The organism is Cognatishimia sp. SS12, assembly GCF_028369055.1.
GTDB lineage: Bacteria > Pseudomonadota > Alphaproteobacteria > Rhodobacterales > Rhodobacteraceae > Cognatishimia.
Genome location: NZ_JAQNCZ010000005.1, coordinates 180,091 through 201,614, shown reverse-complemented (window position 1 = coordinate 201,614; position 21,524 = coordinate 180,091). Strand labels below are relative to the sequence as shown.

At 59.4% G+C, this 21,524-nt stretch carries 23 protein-coding genes and 1 tRNA gene; 14 read left to right on the top strand and 10 right to left on the bottom strand.

All coding sequences use genetic code 11. The annotated features are described in order from the left end of the window. Positions 1-55: 55 nt before the first annotated feature. A complete protein-coding gene (locus N6L24_RS12605; protein WP_271845039.1) occupies positions 56-1,177 on the top strand; it encodes an alpha-hydroxy acid oxidase in 1,122 nt (373 codons plus the stop codon). Here N6L24_RS12605 and hemC read toward each other — a convergent pair. Next, positions 1,174-2,130 (bottom strand): hydroxymethylbilane synthase, encoded by a 957-nt coding sequence (hemC, locus tag N6L24_RS12600; RefSeq protein ID WP_271845038.1) that lies wholly within the window; start codon positions 2,128-2,130, stop codon positions 1,174-1,176. The two genes, N6L24_RS12605 and hemC, sit on opposite strands and share 4 nt — an antisense overlap. 113 nt (positions 2,131-2,243) lie before the next feature. Between hemC and hemE the strand changes: the two genes are divergently transcribed. Then, on the top strand, positions 2,244-3,278 hold the full coding sequence (gene hemE, locus N6L24_RS12595; protein ID WP_271845037.1) for a uroporphyrinogen decarboxylase: 1,035 nt from the start codon (positions 2,244-2,246) through the stop codon (positions 3,276-3,278). A 55-nt stretch (positions 3,279-3,333) separates the two neighbouring features. Here hemE and queF read toward each other — a convergent pair whose 3' ends face one another. The 5 genes from queF to N6L24_RS12570 form a co-directional block, all read right to left on the bottom strand. Beyond that, positions 3,334-3,795 (bottom strand): preQ(1) synthase, encoded by a 462-nt coding sequence (queF, locus tag N6L24_RS12590; RefSeq protein ID WP_271845036.1) that lies wholly within the window; start codon positions 3,793-3,795, stop codon positions 3,334-3,336. Between the two features lie 19 nt (positions 3,796-3,814). After that, positions 3,815-4,525 (bottom strand): 7-carboxy-7-deazaguanine synthase QueE, encoded by a 711-nt coding sequence (queE, locus tag N6L24_RS12585; protein ID WP_271845035.1) that lies wholly within the window; start codon positions 4,523-4,525, stop codon positions 3,815-3,817. Then, positions 4,522-4,875, bottom strand: coding sequence for a 6-carboxytetrahydropterin synthase QueD (gene queD / locus N6L24_RS12580; protein WP_271845034.1), 354 nt, complete (start codon positions 4,873-4,875; stop codon positions 4,522-4,524). The genes queE and queD overlap by 4 nt, the downstream gene beginning before the upstream one ends. Then, positions 4,875-5,576: a 7-cyano-7-deazaguanine synthase QueC gene (gene queC, locus N6L24_RS12575; RefSeq protein ID WP_271845033.1), complete on the bottom strand. Its 702-nt coding sequence runs from the start codon at positions 5,574-5,576 to the stop codon at positions 4,875-4,877. Before queC ends, queD begins: the two co-directional genes overlap by 1 nt. A 123-nt stretch (positions 5,577-5,699) precedes the next feature. After that, positions 5,700-5,776 (bottom strand) — tRNA-Met (locus N6L24_RS12570). Positions 5,777-5,972: 196 nt separating this feature from the next. Here N6L24_RS12570 and N6L24_RS12565 point away from each other — a divergent pair. From N6L24_RS12565 to N6L24_RS12530, 8 genes are all read left to right on the top strand, one after another. Then, entirely contained in the window at positions 5,973-6,902 is a 930-nt protein-coding gene (locus tag N6L24_RS12565; RefSeq protein WP_271845032.1) for an ABC transporter ATP-binding protein, read from the top strand. Next, positions 6,899-7,660 carry an ABC transporter permease gene (locus N6L24_RS12560; protein ID WP_271845031.1) on the top strand — a complete coding sequence of 254 codons (762 nt, stop codon included), beginning with the start codon at positions 6,899-6,901 and terminating at the stop codon, positions 7,658-7,660. The genes N6L24_RS12565 and N6L24_RS12560 overlap by 4 nt, the downstream gene beginning before the upstream one ends. 96 nt (positions 7,661-7,756) lie before the next feature. Continuing rightward, positions 7,757-8,554, top strand: a complete 798-nt coding sequence (locus N6L24_RS12555) for a S49 family peptidase (RefSeq protein WP_271845030.1) — start codon at positions 7,757-7,759, stop codon at positions 8,552-8,554. Positions 8,555-8,729: 175 nt separating this feature from the next. Next, complete coding sequence (locus tag N6L24_RS12550; RefSeq protein WP_271845029.1) at positions 8,730-9,707, top strand: calcium/sodium antiporter; 978 nt, start codon at positions 8,730-8,732, stop codon at positions 9,705-9,707. A gap of 399 nt (positions 9,708-10,106) precedes the next feature. Continuing rightward, positions 10,107-11,984: an excinuclease ABC subunit UvrC gene (uvrC, locus tag N6L24_RS12545; protein ID WP_271845028.1), complete on the top strand. Its 1,878-nt coding sequence runs from the start codon at positions 10,107-10,109 to the stop codon at positions 11,982-11,984. A gap of 293 nt (positions 11,985-12,277) precedes the next feature. Then, on the top strand, positions 12,278-12,937 hold the full coding sequence (gene pgsA, locus N6L24_RS12540; protein ID WP_271845027.1) for a CDP-diacylglycerol--glycerol-3-phosphate 3-phosphatidyltransferase: 660 nt from the start codon (positions 12,278-12,280) through the stop codon (positions 12,935-12,937). Between the two features lie 4 nt (positions 12,938-12,941). After that, entirely contained in the window at positions 12,942-13,187 is a 246-nt protein-coding gene (moaD, locus tag N6L24_RS12535; RefSeq protein ID WP_271845026.1) for a molybdopterin converting factor subunit 1, read from the top strand. A 1-nt stretch (position 13,188) separates the two neighbouring features. Then, positions 13,189-13,635: a molybdenum cofactor biosynthesis protein MoaE gene (locus N6L24_RS12530; RefSeq protein WP_271845025.1), complete on the top strand. Its 447-nt coding sequence runs from the start codon at positions 13,189-13,191 to the stop codon at positions 13,633-13,635. A gap of 5 nt (positions 13,636-13,640) precedes the next feature. On the opposite strand, the gene N6L24_RS12525 is transcribed toward N6L24_RS12530, so the two are convergent. The 3 genes from N6L24_RS12525 to ubiA are packed head-to-tail and all read right to left on the bottom strand — an operon-like array spanning position 13,641 to position 16,903. Next, the gene (locus tag N6L24_RS12525) at positions 13,641-13,973 is read right to left on the bottom strand and encodes a hypothetical protein (RefSeq protein WP_271845024.1); all 333 of its coding nucleotides are present in this window, start codon (positions 13,971-13,973) and stop codon (positions 13,641-13,643) included. Positions 13,974-13,977: 4 nt separating this feature from the next. Beyond that, a complete protein-coding gene (locus tag N6L24_RS12520; RefSeq protein WP_271845023.1) occupies positions 13,978-15,879 on the bottom strand; it encodes an OmpA family protein in 1,902 nt (633 codons plus the stop codon). A 58-nt stretch (positions 15,880-15,937) separates the two neighbouring features. Then, positions 15,938-16,903 (bottom strand): 4-hydroxybenzoate octaprenyltransferase, encoded by a 966-nt coding sequence (gene ubiA, locus N6L24_RS12515; protein ID WP_271845022.1) that lies wholly within the window; start codon positions 16,901-16,903, stop codon positions 15,938-15,940. Between the two features lie 12 nt (positions 16,904-16,915). Here ubiA and N6L24_RS12510 point away from each other — a divergent pair, with 12 nt between their 5' ends. From N6L24_RS12510 to N6L24_RS12495, 4 genes are read left to right on the top strand one after another with little or no spacing between them, the layout of a single operon-like run. Next, positions 16,916-17,641 (top strand): 16S rRNA (uracil(1498)-N(3))-methyltransferase, encoded by a 726-nt coding sequence (locus N6L24_RS12510; protein ID WP_271845021.1) that lies wholly within the window; start codon positions 16,916-16,918, stop codon positions 17,639-17,641. Continuing rightward, positions 17,638-18,495, top strand: a complete 858-nt coding sequence (locus N6L24_RS12505) for a GNAT family N-acetyltransferase (protein ID WP_271845020.1) — start codon at positions 17,638-17,640, stop codon at positions 18,493-18,495. Before N6L24_RS12510 ends, N6L24_RS12505 begins: the two co-directional genes overlap by 4 nt. After that, positions 18,492-19,001 (top strand): hypothetical protein, encoded by a 510-nt coding sequence (locus N6L24_RS12500; protein WP_271845019.1) that lies wholly within the window; start codon positions 18,492-18,494, stop codon positions 18,999-19,001. Before N6L24_RS12505 ends, N6L24_RS12500 begins: the two co-directional genes overlap by 4 nt. Before the next feature lie 60 nt (positions 19,002-19,061). Further along, positions 19,062-20,432, top strand: a complete 1,371-nt coding sequence (locus N6L24_RS12495; protein WP_271845018.1) for a glutamate--cysteine ligase — start codon at positions 19,062-19,064, stop codon at positions 20,430-20,432. Between the two features lie 75 nt (positions 20,433-20,507). On the opposite strand, the gene N6L24_RS12490 is transcribed toward N6L24_RS12495, so the two are convergent. After that, positions 20,508-21,512, bottom strand: coding sequence for an ATP-grasp fold amidoligase family protein (locus N6L24_RS12490; protein ID WP_271845017.1), 1,005 nt, complete (start codon positions 21,510-21,512; stop codon positions 20,508-20,510). Between the last annotated feature and the right edge of the window lie 12 nt (positions 21,513-21,524).

Genomic DNA, 21,524 nt, shown 5'->3' with positions numbered 1-21,524 from the left:
CTTTTGCTGAGCCGTCTTTTTAGATCGGCGCAACGCAAACAAAGGGCCGCAGCTGATGAGTGCACGATCTCGCATCCATTCTTATGAGGACGCGCGACGCTTGGCCCGCCGTCATCTGCCGCGGATGGTGTTTGATTACATCGATGGTGCGGCAGGGCTGGAGGCCGGCAACGCGCGAAATCGGCAAATGTTGAGCGATATCTGGCTGCAACCCAAGGTGCTGCGCAATGTCCAGCAGCGCAGTCTGGCCGGCAAAGTCTTTGGCACGGAAACCGGGCTGCCCTTTGGTATTGCGCCCATGGGCATGTGCAACATGACCTCGCCGGATGCAGATCGGTGCATGGCAGACTGCGCGCGTGCGCATCGTATCCCGCTGGGGGTATCGACGCTATCGACCACCTCACTGGAGGAGATGCAGCAGCGGTCGGGCGGGCAGGCGTGGTTTCAGCTCTACGTTAGTGGCGGGCTTTCTGACGCCGAAGGGCTGATCGCCCGCGCCGAGGCGGCGGGGTATGACACCTTGATTTTCACGGTGGATGTCCCCGAACTGGGTCGACGGCTGCGCGAACAGCGGCGCGGTTTTGTCATGCCGTTTCGCATCGGGCTGTCGCAATTCTGGGACTTTGCCCTGCATCCGCGTTGGTCAGTGACGCAGCTGCTGCGCGGACGCCCTGAGATGGCCAACTTTGGCGCGCCTTACGGGGCGTTTGAGCGCGCGGCCAGTCGCGCCGGATCTGATTGGGATGTGCTGGCGCAGCTGCGTGCGCGTTGGAAGGGCAGGCTGGTGCTCAAAGGTGTGCTCTGCCCAGAGGATGCAAAACGGGCGCAGGCCGCTGGTGTGGACGCCATTCAGGTATCAAGCCACGGGGGGCGTCAGCTGGATAGCGGTGTGCCGCCGATCCATGCGCTGCCCCTGATCCGGCAAGCCGTCGGGCCAGATTTCCCGGTGTTTTACGACAGTGGGATGCGCAGCGGAGAGGACATCATCAAAGCCTATGCGCTTGGCGCGGATTTCGTCTTTATGGGGCGACCGTTTTCTTTTGCCATCGCGGCTGCGGGGGCAAAGGGTCTTGCGGATTACATCGACAGTCTCAAGGCCGATCTGCATATCGCGCTGGCGCAGATTGGCTGCCGCAACATGGCAGAGTTGACACCAGAGGTGATCGCGCGCGCTTAGCGGAAATCAAAAAATCCCTTGCCAGCCTGGGCCAGCAGCTGTTCCCCGAGCTTGCGCCCCAGCTCTTCGGCGGCATCCAATGTGGCCAGACCTTCGGTTTGCAACCGCTCGCTGCCATCCGGGCGCAGAATTTCGCCGCGCAGGTGGATTTGTGTGCCCACAATCTCGGACAAGGCCGCAATCGGTGTCTCGCAGGACCCGTCCAAGGCGCGCAGAAACGCGCGTTCACACAGCACGCGGGTGCCGCAGGCATCGTCGTGAATGGCTGCCAGCAGATGCGCGGCGCGGCTGTCGCTTGCGCGCCGTTCAATCCCGATCGCGCCCTGGGCCACCGCGGGCAACATCTCTTCCGGCTCAATCGCCGAGGCGGCCTTATCGGCAAGCCCGAGCCGCGACAGGCCAGCCATCGCCAGAAAGGAACAATCGGCAACGCCTTCTTCCAGCTTTTTCAGCCGGGTCTGCACATTGCCGCGAAATTCCACCACGTTGAGGTCGGGCCGGGTTGTCATCAGCTGGGCTTTGCGGCGCAGAGACGAGGTGCCAACCACCGCCCCCGCAGGCAGGGCCGCGAGCGAGTCGTATTTGGCCGAGATGAAGGCATCGCGCACATCTTCGCGTGGCAGGAACGTATCCAAAACCAGCCCGGCCGGCTGTTCCGTTGGCATGTCTTTGGTGGAATGCACCGCGATATCAATATCGCCGCGCAACATTGCCTCTTCGATTTCCTTGGTAAAAAGCCCCTTATTGCCGATCTCTTTCAAGGGGCGATCCGCATTGATCATCTGCCGGTCATCGCCGGTTGTGTGGATCACCACGATGGCAAAGGCCGCGTCGGGCAGATCAAGGGCCGCCATCAGACGCGCGCGGGTTTCATGCGCTTGCGCCAGTGCTAGGGGCGAGCCACGGGTGCCGATTTTCAGCGGGGAGTCGGGTGAAGGCAAAGTCACGGTCATGCCGCTGGTCTAATCGCGCCAGATTGTCCTGACAAGCGCATTAGCGTCGCCATGGCCTTGACATCTTGCCGCTGGCGCTAGACCTAGCAAAAGACTTTTTGACGAGGTGGAGCATGGCACAGCAAAAAACAATCCTGCGGGCATTGGCCGGAGAGCGCCTGCCGACGCCACCAATCTGGATGATGCGTCAGGCGGGGCGCTATTTGCCTGAGTATCGCGCGACCCGCGCGCAGGCCGGGGATTTCCTGTCGCTGTGTTACAATTCCGAACTGGCCGCCGAGGTGACGCTGCAGCCGATCCGCCGCTATGGCTTTGACGCCTCTATCCTCTTTGCGGACATCCTGTTGCTGCCGCAGGCGTTGGGCGCGGATCTGTGGTTTGTGACCGGCGAGGGGCCGCGGCTCTCCACCATTCAGAGCCAAGCGGATTTTGACGCGCTGATCCCGGCCAATGGGGTGCATGACAAACTTGCCCCGATCTACGAAACCGTGCGCATTCTGCGCCGCGAGCTGCCCAGCGAAACCACGCTGATCGGCTTTGCCGGTGCGCCCTGGACGGTGGCCACCTATATGGTGGCGGGTCGCGGGACACCGGATCAAGGGCCAGCGCATCAGCTGAAAGATGAGAACCCGGCGCTGTTCCAGCAGATCATTGACCGTCTGGTGGACGGCACAATTGAGTATCTGAGCCAGCAAATCCAAGCCGGGGCAGAGGTTATCAAGCTGTTCGACAGTTGGGCGGGTTCGCTGAAAGGGGCGGATTTTGATCGTTATGCATTGGAGCCGACCAAACGCATCATCTCTGCGCTGAAGGAAAAGCACCCTGATACGCCGATCATTGCCTTCCCGCGCGGCGCAGGCGCACGCTATGTCGGCTTTGCCAAGGCCACCGGCGCAGATTGCGTGGCCGTGGATGACAGCGTGACTGCCGAATGGGTGGCGCAGAACGTGCAGCCCGATGGCTGTGTGCAGGGCAATCTCGCCTCGTCCCACATGGTGACAGGCGGCGAAAATCTGGTGAGCGAAACCCGCCGCATTGTCAAAGCGCTGAGCGGCGGCCCCCATATTTTCAATCTTGGGCATGGCATCACTCCGGACGCCAGCCCCGAGAACGTGCAACTGATGATCGACGCCGTACGCTCTGCGTGATCGGGCACACTCAGTAGACTAAAGTGGCCGCACCCATGATGCGGCCCATTTGTTGTCAGCCGCGCCCGCGATAGGGGGGCACGCCTTGGTCCGGGATCCAGACCCCTTCGGGCATGGCTCCGGTTTGCCAGAAGACATCAATCGGAATGCCGCCGCGCGGATACCAATAGCCGCCAATGCGCAGCCACTGTGGCTCCAGAAAGTCGGCCAGACGGCGGGCGATGGACACGGTGCAATCTTCGTGAAAAGCCCCGTGGTTACGGAAGGCCCCCAGAAACAGCTTGAGAGATTTGCTTTCCACCAGCCATTTGCCGGGCACGTAATCAATCACCAAATGTGCAAAATCCGGCTGGCCGGTCATTGGGCAAAGTGAGGTGAATTCCGGCGCAGTAAAGCGCACGTTGTAGGCCACATCGGCCTGCGGGTTTTCCACCCGCTCCAGCACGGCCGCTTCGGGGGAGGTGGGCAGTTCGGTTTTGCCGCCCAATTGCTGAAGGTTGCTATAGATCGAGTCCATTGAAAGCTCCTGTTTTGTCTTAAACGCCGCGCTGGTTGCCCCAGAGGATCACATGCAGCTGCGGCAGCACGCGGGGGGCAAACCATCGGTCGTTGGTCACTTTGTCCACCAGCCACAGCAGGCGGTCGGCGACATCCTGCGCCGCGACGGCCACCTGCGGGTCCACCTCGGGGTTACCGGGTTGCAGATACAGCGGCAGATCTGGATATCGCGCGGCGGCCTCTTTGGCCCAAGCGTAATCCTCATCGTCGAAAATGACGATTTTCATCACGGTTTGCCCGGCGCTCTGCCCGGCTGTGACACAATCAGCAAAAACCTCCCAATCCAGGGTTTCCCCGCTGGAGGGCGGCTTGGGGCTGAGCACCAGCGTATCAAGCGCGCCAAACCACGGCTTGGCCAGTGAGCCTTGGGTTTCGCAGGCAAAACGATAGCCCTGCGCTTTGCCAAGCGCGATCAGCGCGCCGAAATCCTGAATGGCCGGGTTGCCGCCTGAGAGCGACACGGTGATCGGCTGCCCGCCAGAGAGCTCTTGGACCTGCGCCCAAACCTCTTCTGTTTGCATCGCGGACCAGCTGTGGCGATATTCGGTGTCCACCGCATGCAGGCTGTCGCACCAAACGCAGCGGTAATCACAGCCCCCGGTGCGTACAAACACCGTCGGCTCGCCGATCAGCGCGCCTTCGCCCTGAATGGTGGGGCCAAAGATTTCTGCGATGCGCAGGCGGCTCATGGTCGATACTCCGCCCAAGTTTTTGGGGTTTCTGAAACGCGCACCGCGACGGTTTCGGGCCAGCGGGCCGCACACCAGTCAAAGAAATGCCGCGCCATGTTTTCGGCGGTGCTGATGCCGTCAAAGACGTCGTTCAGGTGCCGGTGGTCAAAGCGCGCGTCGATATAGTCTTTGAGCGCGCGCAATTCGCCATAGTCGCGCACAAAACCATCGGCGTTCAACTCTGCGGCGGCCAGTTCGACCGTCACGACGTAATTGTGCCCATGCAGGCGCGCGCATTGGTGATCGCGGGGCAGATGAGTCAGCTGATGGGAGGCGGAGAAATGAAACTCTTTTGCGATGCGAAACATCAGCTGGCCGCCTTTTCGGCAAGCGCGCTGCGCCAAAAATCCGGGTCGGCGTAGCGGGTCGGGTCAGGCACGCCAGCAATGTCAAACGCTTCGCGCCGCTCAACACACGTGCCGCAGCGCCCACAGTGCTCATCACCGCCTTTGTAGCACGACCATGTGTCGGCAAAGGGCGTATTGTGCTTGGCCCCGGCTGTGACGATGTCGGCCTTGGTCTGATGCACAAATGGGGTGTAAAGCGTGACGTCCGCATAGCCATCCAGCGCGGCTTGCTGCATCGTGTTGAACGCCTCGGTGAATTTTGGGCGACAGTCCGGGTAAATGAAATGATCCCCGCCATGGACCGCGGTCGCCACGGCGTCCGCCCCATGCGCGGCCGCCACGCCAAAGGCGACGGTCAGCATGATGGCATTGCGATTGGGCACGACGGTGACACGCATGCTTTCTTCGGCATAATGCCCATCTGGCACGTCGATGTCATCCGTCAGGGCAGAGCCGGTGAGCGCCGCGCCGATGCTTTGCAGATCAATCAGGTCAAACGGCACATTCAGACGCGCAGCGCAGGCGCGGGCAAAGTCGACCTCTTTGCGATGGCGTTGGCCATAGTCAAAGGAAATGATGCGGCTGAGCTCATGTTCCTCAGCCACCATATGGGCGAGCGACACCGAATCCAGTCCGCCTGAGCAGATAACAATCGTTTTCATAATGATCCCTTGTTTTGGTTCTCCGGGTGGGCTGCGACCGGATGGCGTCACATACCGAGAAACGCCGCAGAGGCCAAGCGCCAATTCTCTGAGAGATTGGGCGCGAAATGCAAAGGGAGGAAGTGGTGGCGTGGGGGAGACTTGAACTCCCGACCTATCGATTATGAGTCGATCGCTCTAACCAACTGAGCTACCGCGCCATGAGTGCAGCGGGGTTTAGTTTAGGGGGAAAAAAGGGTCAAGGGCAAAGCGACGGGAAATTTGATTGAAACGATTTTTTTTCAGAATTGGTCGCAGCCGGTGCCGGAAATGAAATTCGTATGCATCATATGCAATAACGCTTATTGGCGTAGCTTCCGCTTGGCCCTAGGTACAGAGGGAGATGAAGAGGGTGTGATGACGGCAATTTTGGAAATAAATGACCTCAAAAAGGTCTATGAGGGTGGCTTTGAAGCGCTGAAGGGCGTGACCCTTTCAATTGAGCGCGGCGAAATTCTTGCGCTATTGGGCCCGAATGGGGCCGGAAAGACCACGCTGATCTCAACCATCTGCGGGATATCGACCAGCAGTTCCGGCAGCGTCTTTGTGGACGGCCATTGCATCGAAAAGGATTTCCGCGTCACCCGCAGCAAGATTGGTCTTGTCCCGCAGGAGATCAACCTGGAGCCATTTGAAACGGTGATGAACACGGTGCGTTTCTCGCGCGGGCTGTTCGGCAAGCCGCGCAATGACGCCTATCTCGAAAAACTGCTGCGCCAGTTGTCGCTCTGGGAAAAACGGGGCAACCGCATCATGGAGCTGTCCGGCGGCATGAAGCGGCGCGTGTTGATCGCCAAAGCGCTGAGCCATGAGCCCAGCGTGCTGTTCCTGGATGAACCGACCGCGGGTGTGGACGTCGAGCTGCGCAAAGATATGTGGAACATCGTGGCCGAGCTGAAAGCCACCGGCGTGACCATCATCCTGACAACACATTACATCGAAGAGGCCGAGGCCATCGCTGACCGGATCGGTGTGATCAGCAAAGGTGAATTGTTGCTGGTCGAAGAAAAATCCGCGCTGATGAAACGCCTGGGGCAAAAGCAGTTGCAGATCGAGCTGCAAGAGCCCGTGACTGCGTTGCCCGAGGCATTGCAGACCGAAAACATCGCGCTGTCGGGCGACGGCAGCACGCTCACCTATACCTACGACACGCAGGCCAAGCGCACCGGGATCACCAAACTTCTGGCTGATCTGGCTGCGGCGGGTCTGCAGCTGCGCGACCTTCAGACAGAACAGAGCAGCTTGGAAGACATCTTTGTCGGCCTCGTGCAGGAGAAATCCACATGAACTGGACCGCGATCAAATCTATCTATTTTTTCGAAATGGCGCGTTTCTTCCGCACGCTGGCGCAGAGTTTTATCTCGCCGGTCATTTCCACATCACTTTACTTCGTGGTGTTCGGCGCGGCCATCGGCAGCCGTATCCAAGAGGTTGATGGCGTCAGCTATGGCGCGTTCATCGTGCCTGGTTTGATCATGCTGACGATCATGACGCAGGGGATCTCAAATGCCTCCTTCGGCATCTATTTCCCTAAATTCATTGGCACGATCTATGAGCTGCTGTCCGCCCCGGTGAATTTCCTGGAAATTGTGATTGGTTATGTGGGGGCGGCTGCAACGAAGTCTTTGTTCATCGGACTGGTGATCCTGGCGACGTCGTTCTTTTTTGTCGATCTGACTATCGCGCATCCTGTGGCGATGATGGCCTTTATGGTGCTGACCTGTACAAGCTTTGCGCTGTTTGGGTTCATCATTGGCATCTGGGCGAAAAGTTTTGAGCAACTGCAACTGGTGCCCTTGCTGGTGGTCACGCCGCTGATCTTTCTGGGCGGCTCGTTCTATTCGATCTCGATGCTGCCGCCGTTCTGGCAGACCGTGACGCTGTTTAATCCGGTGGTCTATCTGGTCTCGGGCTTTCGCTGGGCGTTCTTTGGGCTTGCGGATGTGCCGATCATCACCAGCCTTGCGGCGATCGGCGGGTTCACGGCGCTCTGTCTGTTTGCGATCTGGTGGATTTTCAGGACCGGCTGGCGCATTCGCAGCTAGCGCAAACATCAGGTGGGGCATGCAGAAAAGCCCCGCCTTTTGGCTTTCTAAGGGGGCTCCCTTGTTTGGCGTGGTTGGGCGCTCTACATGGCATCTATGACACGATGGAACCCTTTTGCTAAAAAGCCGCCGCTCGTTGCGGTCCTGTCCCTGTCCGGGGTGATCGCAGCCGGGACGCGCGGCAGCCTGAGTGATCAGGTGCTGGCCCCGATGATTGAAAAAGCCTTTCGCCGTGGCAAGCCTGCGGCTGTGGCCCTGATCATCAATTCGCCCGGCGGCTCCCCGGTTCAAAGCTCTTTGATCGGGGCGCGTATTCGGCGGCTGGCCGAAGAAAAAGACATCCCTGTTTTTGCATTCGTCGAAGATGTCGCCGCCTCGGGTGGCTACTGGCTCGCGGCGGCGGCAGACGAAATCTATGTCGATGCCTCCTCGGTGGTCGGCTCCATTGGGGTGATCTCGGCCGGCTTTGGCGCGCATGAGTTTCTGGCGCGTCACGGGATCGAGCGGCGCGTTCACACTGCCGGCAAATCGAAATCCATGCTCGACCCGTTCCGCCCCGAACAAGAGGCGGATGTTGCGCGTCTAAACCGCGTGCTGGAACAGATTCACCAAAATTTCATTGCCCACGTCAAAACGCGGCGCGGCGCGCGCTTGCAAGAAACAGACGATCTTTTCACCGGGGAAATTTGGATTGGCGAACAAGCCGTTGCGCAGGGGCTGGCGGATGGGCTTGGCCATCTGGTTCCGATGATGAAAGACAAATTTGGCGAAGATGTGCGCCTAAAACGCTATCAGGTGCGCCGGTCCGTCTGGCAGAGATTTGGCGCGCGCCTTGCACAAGATGCGTTATCCGGGATAGAGGAGCGGGCAGAATACGCGCGCTTTGGTCTCTGATGTGATCACCAAAATTGTCCTGTTGTTTCTCGTTGGCATGGCTGTGCTGGCGATGTTCGGAAAGCTGAGCTTTCCGGGACGCAAACAGTTGGACGCGCGAAAATGCGCTGCCTGCGGGCGCTACAAGATCGGTAAGGGGCCTTGCCCCTGCCAGAGCAAAAAGGGCTAAGACCACATGTTCGTATGGCTAACTGCCGGTTTGGGATTGATTATTCTGCTTCTGGCGGGGGACGCCTTGGTACGTGGGGCTGTGAACTTAAGCCTGCGCGTGGGCATCCCGGCCCTCATCGTCAGCCTGACCATTGTCGCCTTTGGCACCTCGGCACCCGAATTGCTGATTGCTATCAGCGCCATTGACGAACATGCGCCCGGTTTGGCGCTGGGCAATGTGGTGGGGTCCAATACCGCCAATATTCTGTTGGTTCTTGGGATCCCTGCGTTGCTCTCGCGGTTGCATACCAGCACCTGCGATACGCGAAAAAACTATCTGATGATGATGGGCGCGACGCTGCTCTTTATTGCGTTGGCCTTCACGGGGCGCTTTACTTGGGTTAGCGGCATTGTTCTGCTCTCTGTGCTGGCGCTGATCTTAGGCGATGCCTTTCGTGTCGCGCGCCAGCATCGGCGCAGCCGAGGGGCGGAGCCAACGGCGGAAACCTGCGCCTCCTCTGATGATCTGGAAGAGGTCGAAGGGTCTGACCCGGATATGCCGTGGTGGCGGATCATCGTGTTTCTGGTGCTTGGCCTGCTGGGGTTGCCGCTGGGCGCGGATCTGCTTGTTGACAGCGCGGTGGACATCGCGCGGCAGTTCCATGTGCGCGAGACCGTGATCGGGCTGACATTGGTGGCCGTCGGAACCAGCCTGCCAGAGCTGGCCACAACCGTGATGGCAGCGCTCAGGCGTCAGGCGGATGTCGCGCTTGGCAATGTCATCGGCTCCAACATGTTCAACCTTTTGGCCATCATCGGCATCGCGACATTTGTCGGCCCGATTCCAGTTGACCGCAGCTTCCTGCAATTTGATCTTTGGGTGATGCTGTTGGCCAGCCTGTTGCTGGTGCCTTTCGTCTTCATGAAGATGGATATTACGCGCCGCTGGGGCATGATTTTGGCCGGTCTATACGGGGTTTACATCCTCAGTATCTTGTCCTGATTTGCGATGAAATTCGCGGTCTCTGACAGGGCCTCATTCTCAACATATGAGAAACGATTGGCGTGCATCTGCCGCGCCAAAAAGTTAACGCGCGATGGGTGCATTTGACCTTGCACCAGAAAAGTTGTGCACCGGGCGCATCTGCGACATCAATTCGTTACAAAACCTCAATGTTTTCAGGCTTCTGAAGCGGTCGCGATAAAGTTTCGTTATTTTTCAATGGGTTAATTTTAAGCCTAAAAAATAGGCAGATTGCTGAAACAGGTGAAAAATAAGGGGTTTCGTGCGTTCACGGAAAGTTATCTGCAGAGTTATCCACAGAAGTCGTGGAAAGAATATCCCTTGCCAACTGGGGATGAAGATTGCAGCGCTCAGTAAAGAATCATAAGCTCCGTCAGCATGTCTGACCTTGATCCATCACAGCCCCCAACGCAGACGGGCCACGCCCTCATCCAGTCTTATGTTAAGACTCTGGATGGTTCGCCGGGCGTCTACCGAATGCTGGATGCGCAGGCGCGGGTTCTTTATGTGGGCAAGGCGCGCAACCTGAAGGCCCGGGTGTCAAACTATGCCCGGCCCGGCGGCCATTCGGGCCGCATTGCGCGAATGATCAGCGAAACCGCCGAAATGATGTTTCTGACCACCAGCACCGAGACCGAGGCCTTGTTGCTGGAACAGAACCTGATCAAGCAGCTCAAGCCGAAGTACAATGTGCTGCTGCGGGACGACAAAAGCTTTCCCAATATTCTGGTCAGCCGCGCGCATCGGTTTGCCCAGGTCAAAAAACATCGCGGTGCCAAAAAGGAGAAGGGCAATTATTATGGTCCCTTCGCCAGCGCCGGGGCGGTGAACCGCACCTTGCAGCAATTGCAGCGCGTCTTCATGTTGCGCGATTGTTCGGATGCCACATTCGAGAGCCGCACGCGCCCCTGCCTGCAATATCAGATCAAGCGCTGCACCGCCCCCTGCGTTGGCAAGATCAGCGCAGCGGATTATGCCGCTGCTGTCGCGGACGCAGAACGTTACCTGTCCGGCAAATCAACAGAAATTCAGGAGAAGCTGGCCGCAGAAATGCAAGAGGCCAGCGCGGCAATGGAATTTGAACATGCCGCCGTGCTGCGCGACCGTATTCGCGCGCTGACGCAGGTGCAGTCCGCCCAGGGCATCAACCCGCGCGGCGTCGCCGAAGCGGATGTGATCGCATTGCATCTGGAAAAGGGGCAGGCCTGCGTTCAGGTGTTTTTCATTCGCGCCAATCAGAACTGGGGCAACCGCGATTACTATCCCCGCGTCGGAGCCGACATTGAAGCAGCCGAAGTTCTGGAGGCCTTCGTTGGTCAATTCTACGATGGCAAGGAACCTCCGCGCCAACTTATCCTGTCGCATCCGCTCGACAATGCGGCGCTGATGGCGGATGCGCTGTCGGAAAAGGCCGGACGCAAGGTGGACATTCTGGTGCCCCAACGCGGCGAAAAGGCGGAACTGGTGGCGGGCGCTGTGCGCAACGCACGCGAATCCCTGGCCCGCAAGATGAGCGAAAGCGCGACCCAGACCAAATTGCTCAAGGGGCTGGCTACGGCCTTTGACCTGCCCAAGGTGCCGGAACGCATCGAAGTCTACGACAACTCTCATATCCAAGGGACCAATGCCGTCGGTGGCATGATCGTCGCGGGACCCGAAGGCTTGATGAAAAACGCCTACCGCAAGTTCAACATCAAAGGCGATGATCTCACCCCCGGCGATGACTTTGGCATGATGAAAGAGGTGCTGACCCGCCGGTTCAAACGGCTTTTGAAAGAAGACCCGGATCGCAGCCATGGCCAATGGCCGGATCTCTTGCTGATTGACGGCGGGGCCGGTCAGGTCTCGGCGGTGGCGGAAATCATGCGCGAATGGGGCGTCGAAGATATTCCGATGATCGGAGTGGCCAAAGGAGTGGATCGGGACCACGGAAAGGAAGAGTTTCACCGCGTGGGCCAGCGGCCCTTTGCCCTGCAGCGTAATGACCCGGTCTTGTACTTTGTTCAGCGACTGCGCGATGAGGCCCACAGGTTTGCCATCGGGACGCATCGCGCCAAGCGCGCCAAGGCGGTCGGGGCAACGCCGCTGGATGACGTCCCCGGTGTCGGCGCGACCCGCAAGCGGGCCCTGTTGGCGCATTTTGGCAGCGCCAAGGCGGTCAGCCGCGCCAACCTTGCGGATCTCAAGGTGGTTGACGGTATCTCCGATGCGCTGGCCGAAACCATTTATGATTTCTTCCACGAGGGCAGCCGCTGATCCCTATCCGATCGGATAGGGCGCTATCCGCATGATGCAAGCAGTATCCGTCGGATGACCGCACAAACGCGCCAGGTCTTGGTACAAGACAGACAAGCAGACGCTGGCGGGTCTGGGGCCAATGGGGAGATCGCATCCACCCCGGCCCGGAGGGACACAGCTGCTGGCGGCTGACTAGATTCGGGGATGAATCGAAGAAAATGCCCGTGCGTTTCCCAGCGCCGGGCTATTTCTTTTTCCGCAGGTGGGTGAACACGCTTTTTTATTAGGCCGAACCCCGCTAGGAATGGCCTATGACTTGGACGTTTCCTAATATTTTGACGGCCCTGCGCCTGCTCGCTGCTCCGCTCATCGCGGTGATGTTTCTGTTTTTCAGCCGCCCCTATGCCGACGCGGTGGCGATGGTGCTGTTTATTGTCGCATCGTTGACCGATTATCTCGATGGGTATTTGGCGCGGTCCTGGGGGCAGGTGACAAAGCTGGGCGCAATGCTCGATCCGATTGCGGATAAGGCGATGGTTGTGATTGCGCTGATGGTGATCGTGGCCTTTTCCTCGCTGGCGCTGTGGATTGTGCTGCCTGCGGCAATTATCCTGTTCCGCGAGGTGTTTGTCTCTGGTCTGCGCGAGTTTCTGGGCGACACGGCTGGCACGCTGAAAGTCACTAAGCTGGCAAAGTGGAAAACCGCCACGCAAATGGTGGCCATCGCGGTGCTGCTGTCACAGGGGATCTTTGAACATTACCTGGGCATGTGGTCCTGGGGGATGGATCAGGCCATGGTGGCTGATATCCTGAATGGCGCTGCCCCCGACGAACTGGGCCTGCGGCCCATGTTTCATGCGATGGTCTGGGCAGGCAATGGCGGGCTGATCCTGCTGTGGCTGGCGGCCGCGCTCACCCTGATTACTGGCATGGATTACTTTCGCAAGGCCGCGCCCTTCCTGAAGGATTGATCAGATGGATATTGTCTATTTTGCTTGGGTGCGCGAACGCATTGGACGGCCAAAGGAAAAGATCGACACCGACGCGCGCACCGTCACGGAGCTGGTCGAGGAGCTGCGCGCCCGCGAAGAGCGCTATGCTCTGGCCTTTTCGGACCTCAGCGCGCTGCGCGTCGCCGTTGACCAGGAGCTGACCGATTTTGATGCCCCGCTGGATGGCGCGCGCGAAGTGGCGTTTTTCCCGCCGATGACCGGGGGCTGACGTGGATATCCGCGTGCAAGACGCGCCGTTTGATCTGGGCGCAGAGGCGGCCGCGTTTGCCGCAGGACGCAAGGATCTGGGCGCGGTTGTCACCTTTACCGGCGTGGTGCGTGACAATGCGGCGGGCACGCTGCAGGCGATGCAGATCGAACACTACCCCGGAATGACCGAAAAGGCGCTGACCAAAATCGCCGAAGAGGCGGCTGCGCGCTGGTCGCTCGGCGATGTTCTGGTCATTCACCGCTACGGGGATCTGACGCCTGGAGAGCTGATCATGATGGTCGCCACCGCAGCGCGCCATCGCAAAGACGCTTTTGAAGCGGCAGAATATCTGATGGACTACCTCAAATCCCGCGCGCCCTTTTGGAAACGAGAGATCACCACTACGGGCGAGAGCAGCTGGGTCGCCGCCAAAGACGAAGATGAGGACGCGCTGAAGCGCTGGTAGCTGACTCAGGCCTTGGTGGTCTGGATCTGCTGCACATAGGCGCGCAGCTCTTCGGCTTCATGGCGGGCATCGCGCAGCCCTTCCATCGCAGCCGCCAGTTCCGCTTCGGTCTGATGCAACTGATTGGTCAGCTCAGCCTCGCGCTGCTGCATATAGGTGATGGCCTGATCGCGGGTTTCCTCGGCCTCATGCAGCTCTTGGCTCATGCTTTCAAGCTGATCAACATCGGCCTGCGCGACACGGGTGAACCGATGCACCAGCCAATTGGCAAACCAACCCATACAGAACGCAATGAACAGGACAATCGCCGTGGCGATGATGAATTCGATTCTAGACAATGTCTTACTCCTGTGCGGCCGGGGCCTCTGCGTCTTCTTTCACAGGTTCTTCGTTATTTTCAAGGGCGCTTTCACCAGAATCCTCTGATTCTGCTTCGGGGACCAGCAATACAAACTCAATCCGGCGGTTGGCTTCGCGGCCCTCTTCGGTGTCATTGTCGGCGATCGGGGTGGTTTCACCATAGCCGCGGGCGACAAATTCGCTGGTCAGGATACGCCGATCCCGCAGCGCGGCGAGTACGGATTGAGCGCGGTTCTGGCTGAGCGCCTGGTTCATGGTCTCGCGGCCCTGGCTGTCGGTATGGCCCTGAATTTCCAGCGGAAGCGGGCCGCAGGTGTCAAGAATTTCGGCAATCCGGTCCAGCACCGGCGCTGCTGCGGCATCCAAAGTCCCGGAGCCGGGTTCAAACGACAGCTTGCTGCCTTCCTGCACGGCCTGAAGCTGCGCGACGCATTCTTCGGGGGTCGGGATATTGGCCAATGGATCAAGCGCTTCGATATAAGCCACATCCATTTCAAACTGCTGCGTCTCGCCAAGCCGTTCGGCCAGCAGGCCACTGATCGTTGTATTTGCCTGCGCATTGCCGGTCTTGCCACTGATCTCTATTAGCTCGGGCGTCACCGTGACCGCGCCACTGCTGAGTTGCGCCAGCGCGTCGAGCGCCGTCATAACCCGGTTGGACCACCCTGCGGGCAGGCCATCGACGGGGCGAGTGGCGTCATAGACAGCCTCGCTGCCAAACCGCGCCTGCGCAAAACTGTTGATGGTGGTTTGGCTCATCTCGCCGCCCAGACGCCCACGCATTTGCATCAAGCCTTCGGGGCTGAGGGTTGCGATGAATTCGGGCAGGTTCGTTTCGCCTTCTGCGTCTGTCACCGGCAGGACCGCGTGCAGGGCAAATACCTCTGGCAGCGCCTTTTCGGTTTCGCCCACAACGCGACCGAACAGGGCCGGGTCCGTGCCCTCGGCGGCTTGCAGCGAAATATCGGCATCCGAAATGGTGACGGTTCCGCCCCCCAGCGCTCCTAACGCCTCAAGCACGGTCACGGAGGCTTTGCCCCAGCTCGGCGAAGGAACGCCAAGACCGATTGTGCAATCCTGTTTCGCCGGTGCGTTCAGGGCTTTGGCGGCGGCAAGAATGCTGTTCTTGGCTTTTTCGCTGTCCGCAGAGCAAGCGTCAAAGCGCACTGCGCCGTCTTCATAGACCGCCCGAAGGGTAAAAGGGGTGATGACCGGGCGCGGCGCGGAGATGTCCAACGAAACTGAAACGGTTTTGGGTGTTTCGGCGCGCAGGTCTTTTTCCAGCTCAAGCTTGCGCGCGCGGCTGTCGACCATGGCGGTGATGGCCACTTCGCCGGCTGAGACCGAGATTTTGGCGCGCTGCAGCTCATCAAGCGCCGAGAGCGCAAAGGACATGGCGGGACGCCAGCCGGTGGGCACATCATAATCGGCGGTTTCCATGAAATCTGCCAGCGCTTCGTCATCGCCGGATATCTTGCTGAGGCGGGATAGAATGCCCGCGGGGTCGGCATCTTGCGGCACCAGCCCGATCACCGAAATGCCGGATTCGCTGCGTAAAATTTCAACCGAAAATTTTGGGGCGGCGAGGGCGGCGGTGGCCGCGACCTCCATATTGTCGATCACCCGCGCTGCATCCACGATGGTGCCGGCCTGCGACATCGCAAGAAAACGTTCAGCTTCGGTTGGGGCCGTGCCGGTCAAAAAGACGTTTAACCCTTCGGCGTGGGCCTCGGCCCAATGCATCCCGGATTTTGACAGCAACGCCTGCACCCCGTCTTCTGAGCTTCTCTCGACAACCCGCGCGGTCAGGCTTGCTGCGGCGAGGCTGAGGATACCAGCCCACGCAAATGTGGCGAACACGGTCAGGGTCAAAGGCAGGCGCATATCACTCGTCTTCTTATTGCTGTGCGGGGTTGATACGCAATGCGGCCCTGCGGATCAATCACATGAACAACGCACCGGCGAAAAACAGCAAGGGAATCAGGCCCGTATTCCGGTTGGATCGGAACAGCCGTATCAGAACGTCCGGATTTTCGGTATCAAGGTTCTGCATTTGCCATTGCAGATGCCACCCCATCGCCCAAGGCCCGATCAGCGCAAAGACCATCGACAGCATGCTGCGGTCTTTCGTGGCCCCATATACGGCGATGGCCATCAGCAGCACGGTTGCGATCAAAAAGAACATCAGCCAACGCGGCGTGTTGTGTGCAAATAGCCGTGCGGTGGATTTCACCCCGATCAGCGCGTCATCCTCTTTGTCCTGATGGGCGTAGATCGTATCGTAAAACAGTGTCCACGTGATGCCCGAGAGGTACAGGACCAGCGCTGGCCAGGCCAAATTGTTGCTATGGGCGGTCCAGGCCAGCAAGGCCCCCCAGTTGAAGGCAATGCCCAGAAAAACTTGTGGCCACCAGGTAAAGCGCTTGGCAAATGGATAGATCAGCACCGGCACGATCGCCAAAATCCCCAGCCAGATGGCATTCGCGTAAAACGTCAAAAGGATCAAAAGGCCAAGAAGGGCCTGCAGCAGCATCCAGATCACCGCGCCCGGAACTGTGACTTGCCCTGACGGAATCGGTCGCGAGCGTGTTCGCGCCACCTTGGCATCAATTTTGCGATCGGTAATGTCATTCCAGGTGCAGCCCGCGCCGCGCATCAAAAACGCGCCCAGACCGCAGGCAATGAGAATCCAAAGGTCATGCAGGCTCGCGCGGTTGTTGCTGAGCATCGACAGCAGCAGCCCCATCACGCAGGGCAGAAACAACAGCCAAGTGCCAATCGGCCGGTCCGCGCGCGACAGACGCAGATAGGGGCGTGTGATTTCTGGTGCCCATTGGTCCACCCAATTGCCCTGCACGGCGTCGGAAACTTGGCCTTCTGGCTCTGGCGTTGTGCGTGGCTCGGTCATATGAAGGATCTCATGAAAGATGCAAAAGTCAGACTGTATGTAGAGCACCCGCTAGGGATAGGGCAATCGGTTCCTCTGGAGCGCGAGCAAGCCCATTACCTTTTTGGCGTCATGCGCCTTGCAGTTGGCGCGCAGGTGGCGCTGATCAATGGCAAGGACGGTGAATGGCGCGCCGAAGTGGTTGAGGCCGGCAAACGCGGTGGGCGTCTGCTCTGCGCCGCGCAGACCAAACCTTTGCAAATGCCGCCTGATCTCTGGCTCTTGTTTGCGCCGATCAAAAAGGCGCGCACGGATTTTATCGTCGAAAAGGCCACTGAAATGGGCGCGGCGCGGATACTGCCGGTGCAGACCGCCTATACCAATTCTGAACGCATCCGTCAGGACCGCCTGCAGGCCCATGCCGTTGAGGCGGCAGAGCAATGCGGCGGCACCTATGTGCCCGAAGTGGCCGAGCTGCAAAAGCTTGACCGCCTGTTGGCCGATTGGCCAGAGGAGCGCAAGATCATGTTTTGTGATGAGGCCGAGGTTGGCTCGGCCAAACGGCTGGGTGCGGCTGAGGGCGAAAAATGGGCGATTCTGATTGGGCCCGAAGGTGGGTTTTCCCCCGAAGAACGCGCAAAGCTGCACGCCCATCCGCAGGCGCATGTGGTGGCGCTTGGCCCGCGTATTCTGCGCGCAGATACCGCTGCCGTCGCCGCGATGACGATCTGGCAGCAGGCGCTAGGGGATTGGCAGTGATCTGCCCCGCAAAACTGGGTGAAGAGGCGGAAATTCTGGAGTTCTTGGCGCAATATGCGCACAGCTCGATGTTTCTGCGCAGCAACCTGCTGGAATTTGGGCTACGCCCTTCGGATGCTGCTTTTTCGTCGCGCTATTGGATTTACCGCGTGGACGGCGACATTCGCGGCGTGTTCGGGCACAGCAAAAGCGGCTATTTGATGTGCCAATGCCCGGATGGCCCGGATGCTGTCTGGGGCGCCTTTGCCGCCGCGTTGATTGGGTCGCCCGTTGCCGGCATCACGGGCCCTGTGCCGCAGATCGCGCAAGCGCAGGCGGCGCTGCGCTTTCCGGCCGATCAGATTGCCCTGGACCGGATCGAGCCGTTTTATCACCTGCCGCTGGCAGATATTGCCGCCACTGAGGCTGCAATTCGCAAGCCGGTCCCTGATGACGCGCTCCTCTTGCGGCATTGGTTTCGCGCCTATTTGGTCGACACTGGCATGAGCCCGGAAGCCGCCGACATCTCCGAAGAGTGCGCCGCGCGCGCGGTGCGGGCCATCGAAGATGGCAAAGTGCGTCTTCTGATCGAAAATGCTGCGCCTGTGGCCATGACCGGGCTAAATGCCCGCGCCGAGACCACCGTGCAGATCGGGGGCGTATTTGTACCCAAAGAGTTTCGCGGTCGTGGCCTTGCAGGGCGCGTGCTCGCAGCCCATCTTCTAGAACTCAGGTCCGATGGTATCACTGAGGCGGTGCTTTTCGCCGCAAGCAAGGACGCCGCGCGGGCCTATGAAAAGATCGGGTTTCAGCACGTAGGGCAGTATCAGATGATTTTGTTGCAAGCGCCTCTTACCTATACGGGCCCCGCATGAGTTTTCTGCGACCCGAGGCCACCGCCCAACTGCGGCGCTGGCGCGAAGTTCTTGTGGGCGTCGCAACTTTATTCCTGGGGCTTTACTGGGCGCTGGGCTCCGGGATCTTGAAATGGGTGGGTATGGCGCTCTGTCTGTCTGCATTGGCGCTGATCTACACGGGTGTGCAGCGCCTGCGGTTTCGCACCGGCCGGGACGGGCCAGGGATCGTCACCGTGGATGAGGGCGAGATTAGCTATTATGGCCCGCTGTCAGGCGGTGTTGCCGCGCTGAGCGACGTGTCCTTGGTGATGCTTGACCCCACGCAGACGCCGCCGGTTTGGGTCCTGCAGCAGGAGCGGCACGCGGACATCGCCATTCCGGTCAATGCCGCTGGGGCCGATGCGTTGTTTGATGCCTTTGCGGCGTTGCCGGGCATTCGCACAGAATTCATGCTGCAATCTCTGAAGTCCGCCCCGGATCACCCGGTTGTGATCTGGGCAAAATCTGCACCCCGGTTGCATTGACTTCACGGGCAATTCCCGCCACCAAAGCAGCCAGACCGAAAACAGGATCGGAGTCCTACAATGTCTATTCCACAGTCCGGCGGCGGCCCGATCGAGCGTCACGAACAGCTGGCTGAATATCTCGCAAGCGGCTGTAAGCCACGGTCTGAATGGCGCATCGGCACCGAGCATGAGAAATTTGGCTACTGCAAGGACTCGCTGAAGCCTCTGCCCTATGCCGGGGAACGGTCTATTCTGGCGGTGCTGGAAGGGCTGCGGGACCAGCATGGCTGGGCACCGGTGCAAGAGGCGGGCAAGCTGATCGGTCTGGAAAAGGACGGTGCCAATGTCAGCCTGGAGCCGGGCGGGCAACTGGAATTGTCGGGCGCACCGCTGGAAAGCATTCACCAGACCTGTGATGAGGTGAACGCCCACCTGCGCGACGTGAAAGATATTGCCGACAAGATTGGTGTGAAATTCATCGGACTTGGCGCGGCTCCGATCTGGACGCATGACGAAATGCCGGTGATGCCCAAAGGGCGTTACAAACTGATGACCGAATATATGGATCGCGTCGGCACCATGGGCAAATCCATGATGTATCGGACCTGCACCGTGCAGGTGAATCTCGATTTCGGCTCTGAGGCGGATATGGTGCAGAAACTACGTGTCGCCCTGGCGCTGCAGCCTGTGGCCACGGCGCTTTTTGCCAACTCTCCGTTCTTTGATGGCAAGGTAAATGGGCATAAATCTTGGCGATCGCGCGTCTGGCGCGATCTGGATAATGCGCGCACCGGCATGCTGCCGTTTGTCTTTGAAGACGGCATGGGCTTTGAGCGCTGGGTTGAATACGCGCTCGATGTGCCGATGTATTTTGTCTATCGCGACGGGCAGTATATCGACGCGCTGGGTCAGTCGTTCCGCGATTTTCTAAAGGGCGAACTGCCTGCGCTGCCCGGCGAAATGCCCACGCTGTCTGATTGGGCGGACCATCTGACAACCGCCTTCCCCGAAGCGCGGATTAAGAAATTCATGGAGATGCGCGGCGCGGATGGTGGACCATGGCGGCGCCTTTGCGCGCTGCCTGCCTTCTGGACCGGGTTGATGTATGATCAATCCTCGCTAGATGCGGCCTGGGATCTGGTCAAAGGCTGGGATGCGGAAACCCGCGAAGCGCTGCGGGTTGCGGCCTCAGAAGAGGGGTTGCAGGCGCATGTGTCTGGCATTGAGATGCACGGGTTGGCGCGCGAGGTGCTCGCCATTTCCGAAGCAGGGTTGAAAGCGCGGGCAAAGCCCGGCGCGGGTGGTCTGGTGCCGGATGAAACGCATTTCCTCAACGCTCTGAAAGAAAGCGTCGACAGCGGCATGGTGCCTGCAGATGAGCTGCTGGAGCGGTATCACGGGGACTGGAATGGTGATCTGACACGGATCTACAGAGAATTCAGCTATTGAGATTTGAATGAGAAACGGCGGCCAAAGTGGCCGCCGTTTATTTGCAAAAAGCGCGGGTATTGTGGTTTTTGCTAGTTATCCCCGAAAGAGGTCTGATTGCCACTTTTCCCCCATGATCGCATTGAGCGCATGGGAGCGGGGCAAGCGCTGCGCGCCGAACGGGGTGAGATTGAGCGCGCTCAGATAGGCTTGTTCGCCATTATGGCAGATATCGACGCGCACATACTCAAACGGCTCGGCAATCCGCAGCGCGGCATAGCGCAGGCTTTTGAAATAACTTGGCTCCGTGATGGGCGCGCTGTTGGGCAAGAAGAGTTCATGCGGCAGGGGCGTGAAATTTTCATCATAAAGCGCCTCGGCAGAGGACCGGCGATAGTCCGGCACCACAACGATGCCCAGAATATGCCCGCCGCCAATATGAAATCGCCAATGGGACACCGGGTTGTTCTCAACGCGCACGTCACGCTCTAGAAAGGCGCGCGGCGCGATCAGGTTCCGCCACCATTCGGACGTACGCTCGCCCGCATCCGTGTCTAGCCATTTGCGGGTCAGGCGCTTGGCGCGCAAGGTCATGGCCGGGTCCATCGGAAATGTTATCGCCAGCGCCGTATCTGGAAGCATATTCGACTTCGCAAAATACTGGCCGGGCGTAATCTCTGCGCCGACCCGGTCGCTGGTCAGCGCATGCGCCCCCTGCCAGACAACTGGCAAGGGCTTGATCACTTCGGACAGATCAGCGGGGATAAAGCGCGTCAATGCTAGGCTGTCTGCGGGCGAAGGCATTGGAATCGGTGCGAAAAATTTGCTGAGCACCAGTTTCTCGAAGAACCCTTTTGGGTTTTCAAAGTCGATCTGCGCGCCATAAACGCTGTGACTAATCACTGATGCGCGCGCGAGGCGTTGGCGAATGATCGACGGTGGGAGCACATCCAGCCCGCGCAGGGTGCCCGCCGGGGCCGGACGGTCGGTGCCAAATAGCCCCTTGCTTAGGATCAGCCGCAGCGCCGAGCGCGCAGAGCCGCGCAGGCGAGAGGAATCAGGATTTGCGGATCGTGCACGTTTAGATAAAGCATTGGCCATGTAACATCACTA

Excerpts from the sequence above, each read along its gene's own strand:
- N6L24_RS12605 (WP_271845039.1), top strand. The coding sequence starts at position 56 with ATGAGTGCACGATCTCGCATCCATTCTTATGAGGACGCGCGACGCTTG.
- hemC (WP_271845038.1), bottom strand. The coding sequence starts at position 2,130 with ATGACCGTGACTTTGCCTTCACCCGACTCCCCGCTGAAAATCGGCACC.
- hemE (WP_271845037.1), top strand. The coding sequence starts at position 2,244 with ATGGCACAGCAAAAAACAATCCTGCGGGCATTGGCCGGAGAGCGCCTG.
- queF (WP_271845036.1), bottom strand. The coding sequence starts at position 3,795 with ATGGACTCGATCTATAGCAACCTTCAGCAATTGGGCGGCAAAACCGAA.
- queE (WP_271845035.1), bottom strand. The coding sequence starts at position 4,525 with ATGAGCCGCCTGCGCATCGCAGAAATCTTTGGCCCCACCATTCAGGGC.
- queD (WP_271845034.1), bottom strand. The coding sequence starts at position 4,875 with ATGTTTCGCATCGCAAAAGAGTTTCATTTCTCCGCCTCCCATCAGCTG.
- queC (WP_271845033.1), bottom strand. The coding sequence starts at position 5,576 with ATGAAAACGATTGTTATCTGCTCAGGCGGACTGGATTCGGTGTCGCTC.
- N6L24_RS12565 (WP_271845032.1), top strand. The coding sequence starts at position 5,973 with ATGACGGCAATTTTGGAAATAAATGACCTCAAAAAGGTCTATGAGGGT.
- N6L24_RS12560 (WP_271845031.1), top strand. The coding sequence starts at position 6,899 with ATGAACTGGACCGCGATCAAATCTATCTATTTTTTCGAAATGGCGCGT.
- N6L24_RS12555 (WP_271845030.1), top strand. The coding sequence starts at position 7,757 with ATGACACGATGGAACCCTTTTGCTAAAAAGCCGCCGCTCGTTGCGGTC.
- N6L24_RS12550 (WP_271845029.1), top strand. The coding sequence starts at position 8,730 with ATGTTCGTATGGCTAACTGCCGGTTTGGGATTGATTATTCTGCTTCTG.
- uvrC (WP_271845028.1), top strand. The coding sequence starts at position 10,107 with ATGTCTGACCTTGATCCATCACAGCCCCCAACGCAGACGGGCCACGCC.
- pgsA (WP_271845027.1), top strand. The coding sequence starts at position 12,278 with ATGACTTGGACGTTTCCTAATATTTTGACGGCCCTGCGCCTGCTCGCT.
- moaD (WP_271845026.1), top strand. The coding sequence starts at position 12,942 with ATGGATATTGTCTATTTTGCTTGGGTGCGCGAACGCATTGGACGGCCA.
- N6L24_RS12520 (WP_271845023.1), bottom strand. The coding sequence starts at position 15,879 with ATGCGCCTGCCTTTGACCCTGACCGTGTTCGCCACATTTGCGTGGGCT.
- ubiA (WP_271845022.1), bottom strand. The coding sequence starts at position 16,903 with ATGACCGAGCCACGCACAACGCCAGAGCCAGAAGGCCAAGTTTCCGAC.
- N6L24_RS12510 (WP_271845021.1), top strand. The coding sequence starts at position 16,916 with ATGAAAGATGCAAAAGTCAGACTGTATGTAGAGCACCCGCTAGGGATA.
- N6L24_RS12500 (WP_271845019.1), top strand. The coding sequence starts at position 18,492 with ATGAGTTTTCTGCGACCCGAGGCCACCGCCCAACTGCGGCGCTGGCGC.
- N6L24_RS12495 (WP_271845018.1), top strand. The coding sequence starts at position 19,062 with ATGTCTATTCCACAGTCCGGCGGCGGCCCGATCGAGCGTCACGAACAG.
- N6L24_RS12490 (WP_271845017.1), bottom strand. The coding sequence starts at position 21,512 with ATGGCCAATGCTTTATCTAAACGTGCACGATCCGCAAATCCTGATTCC.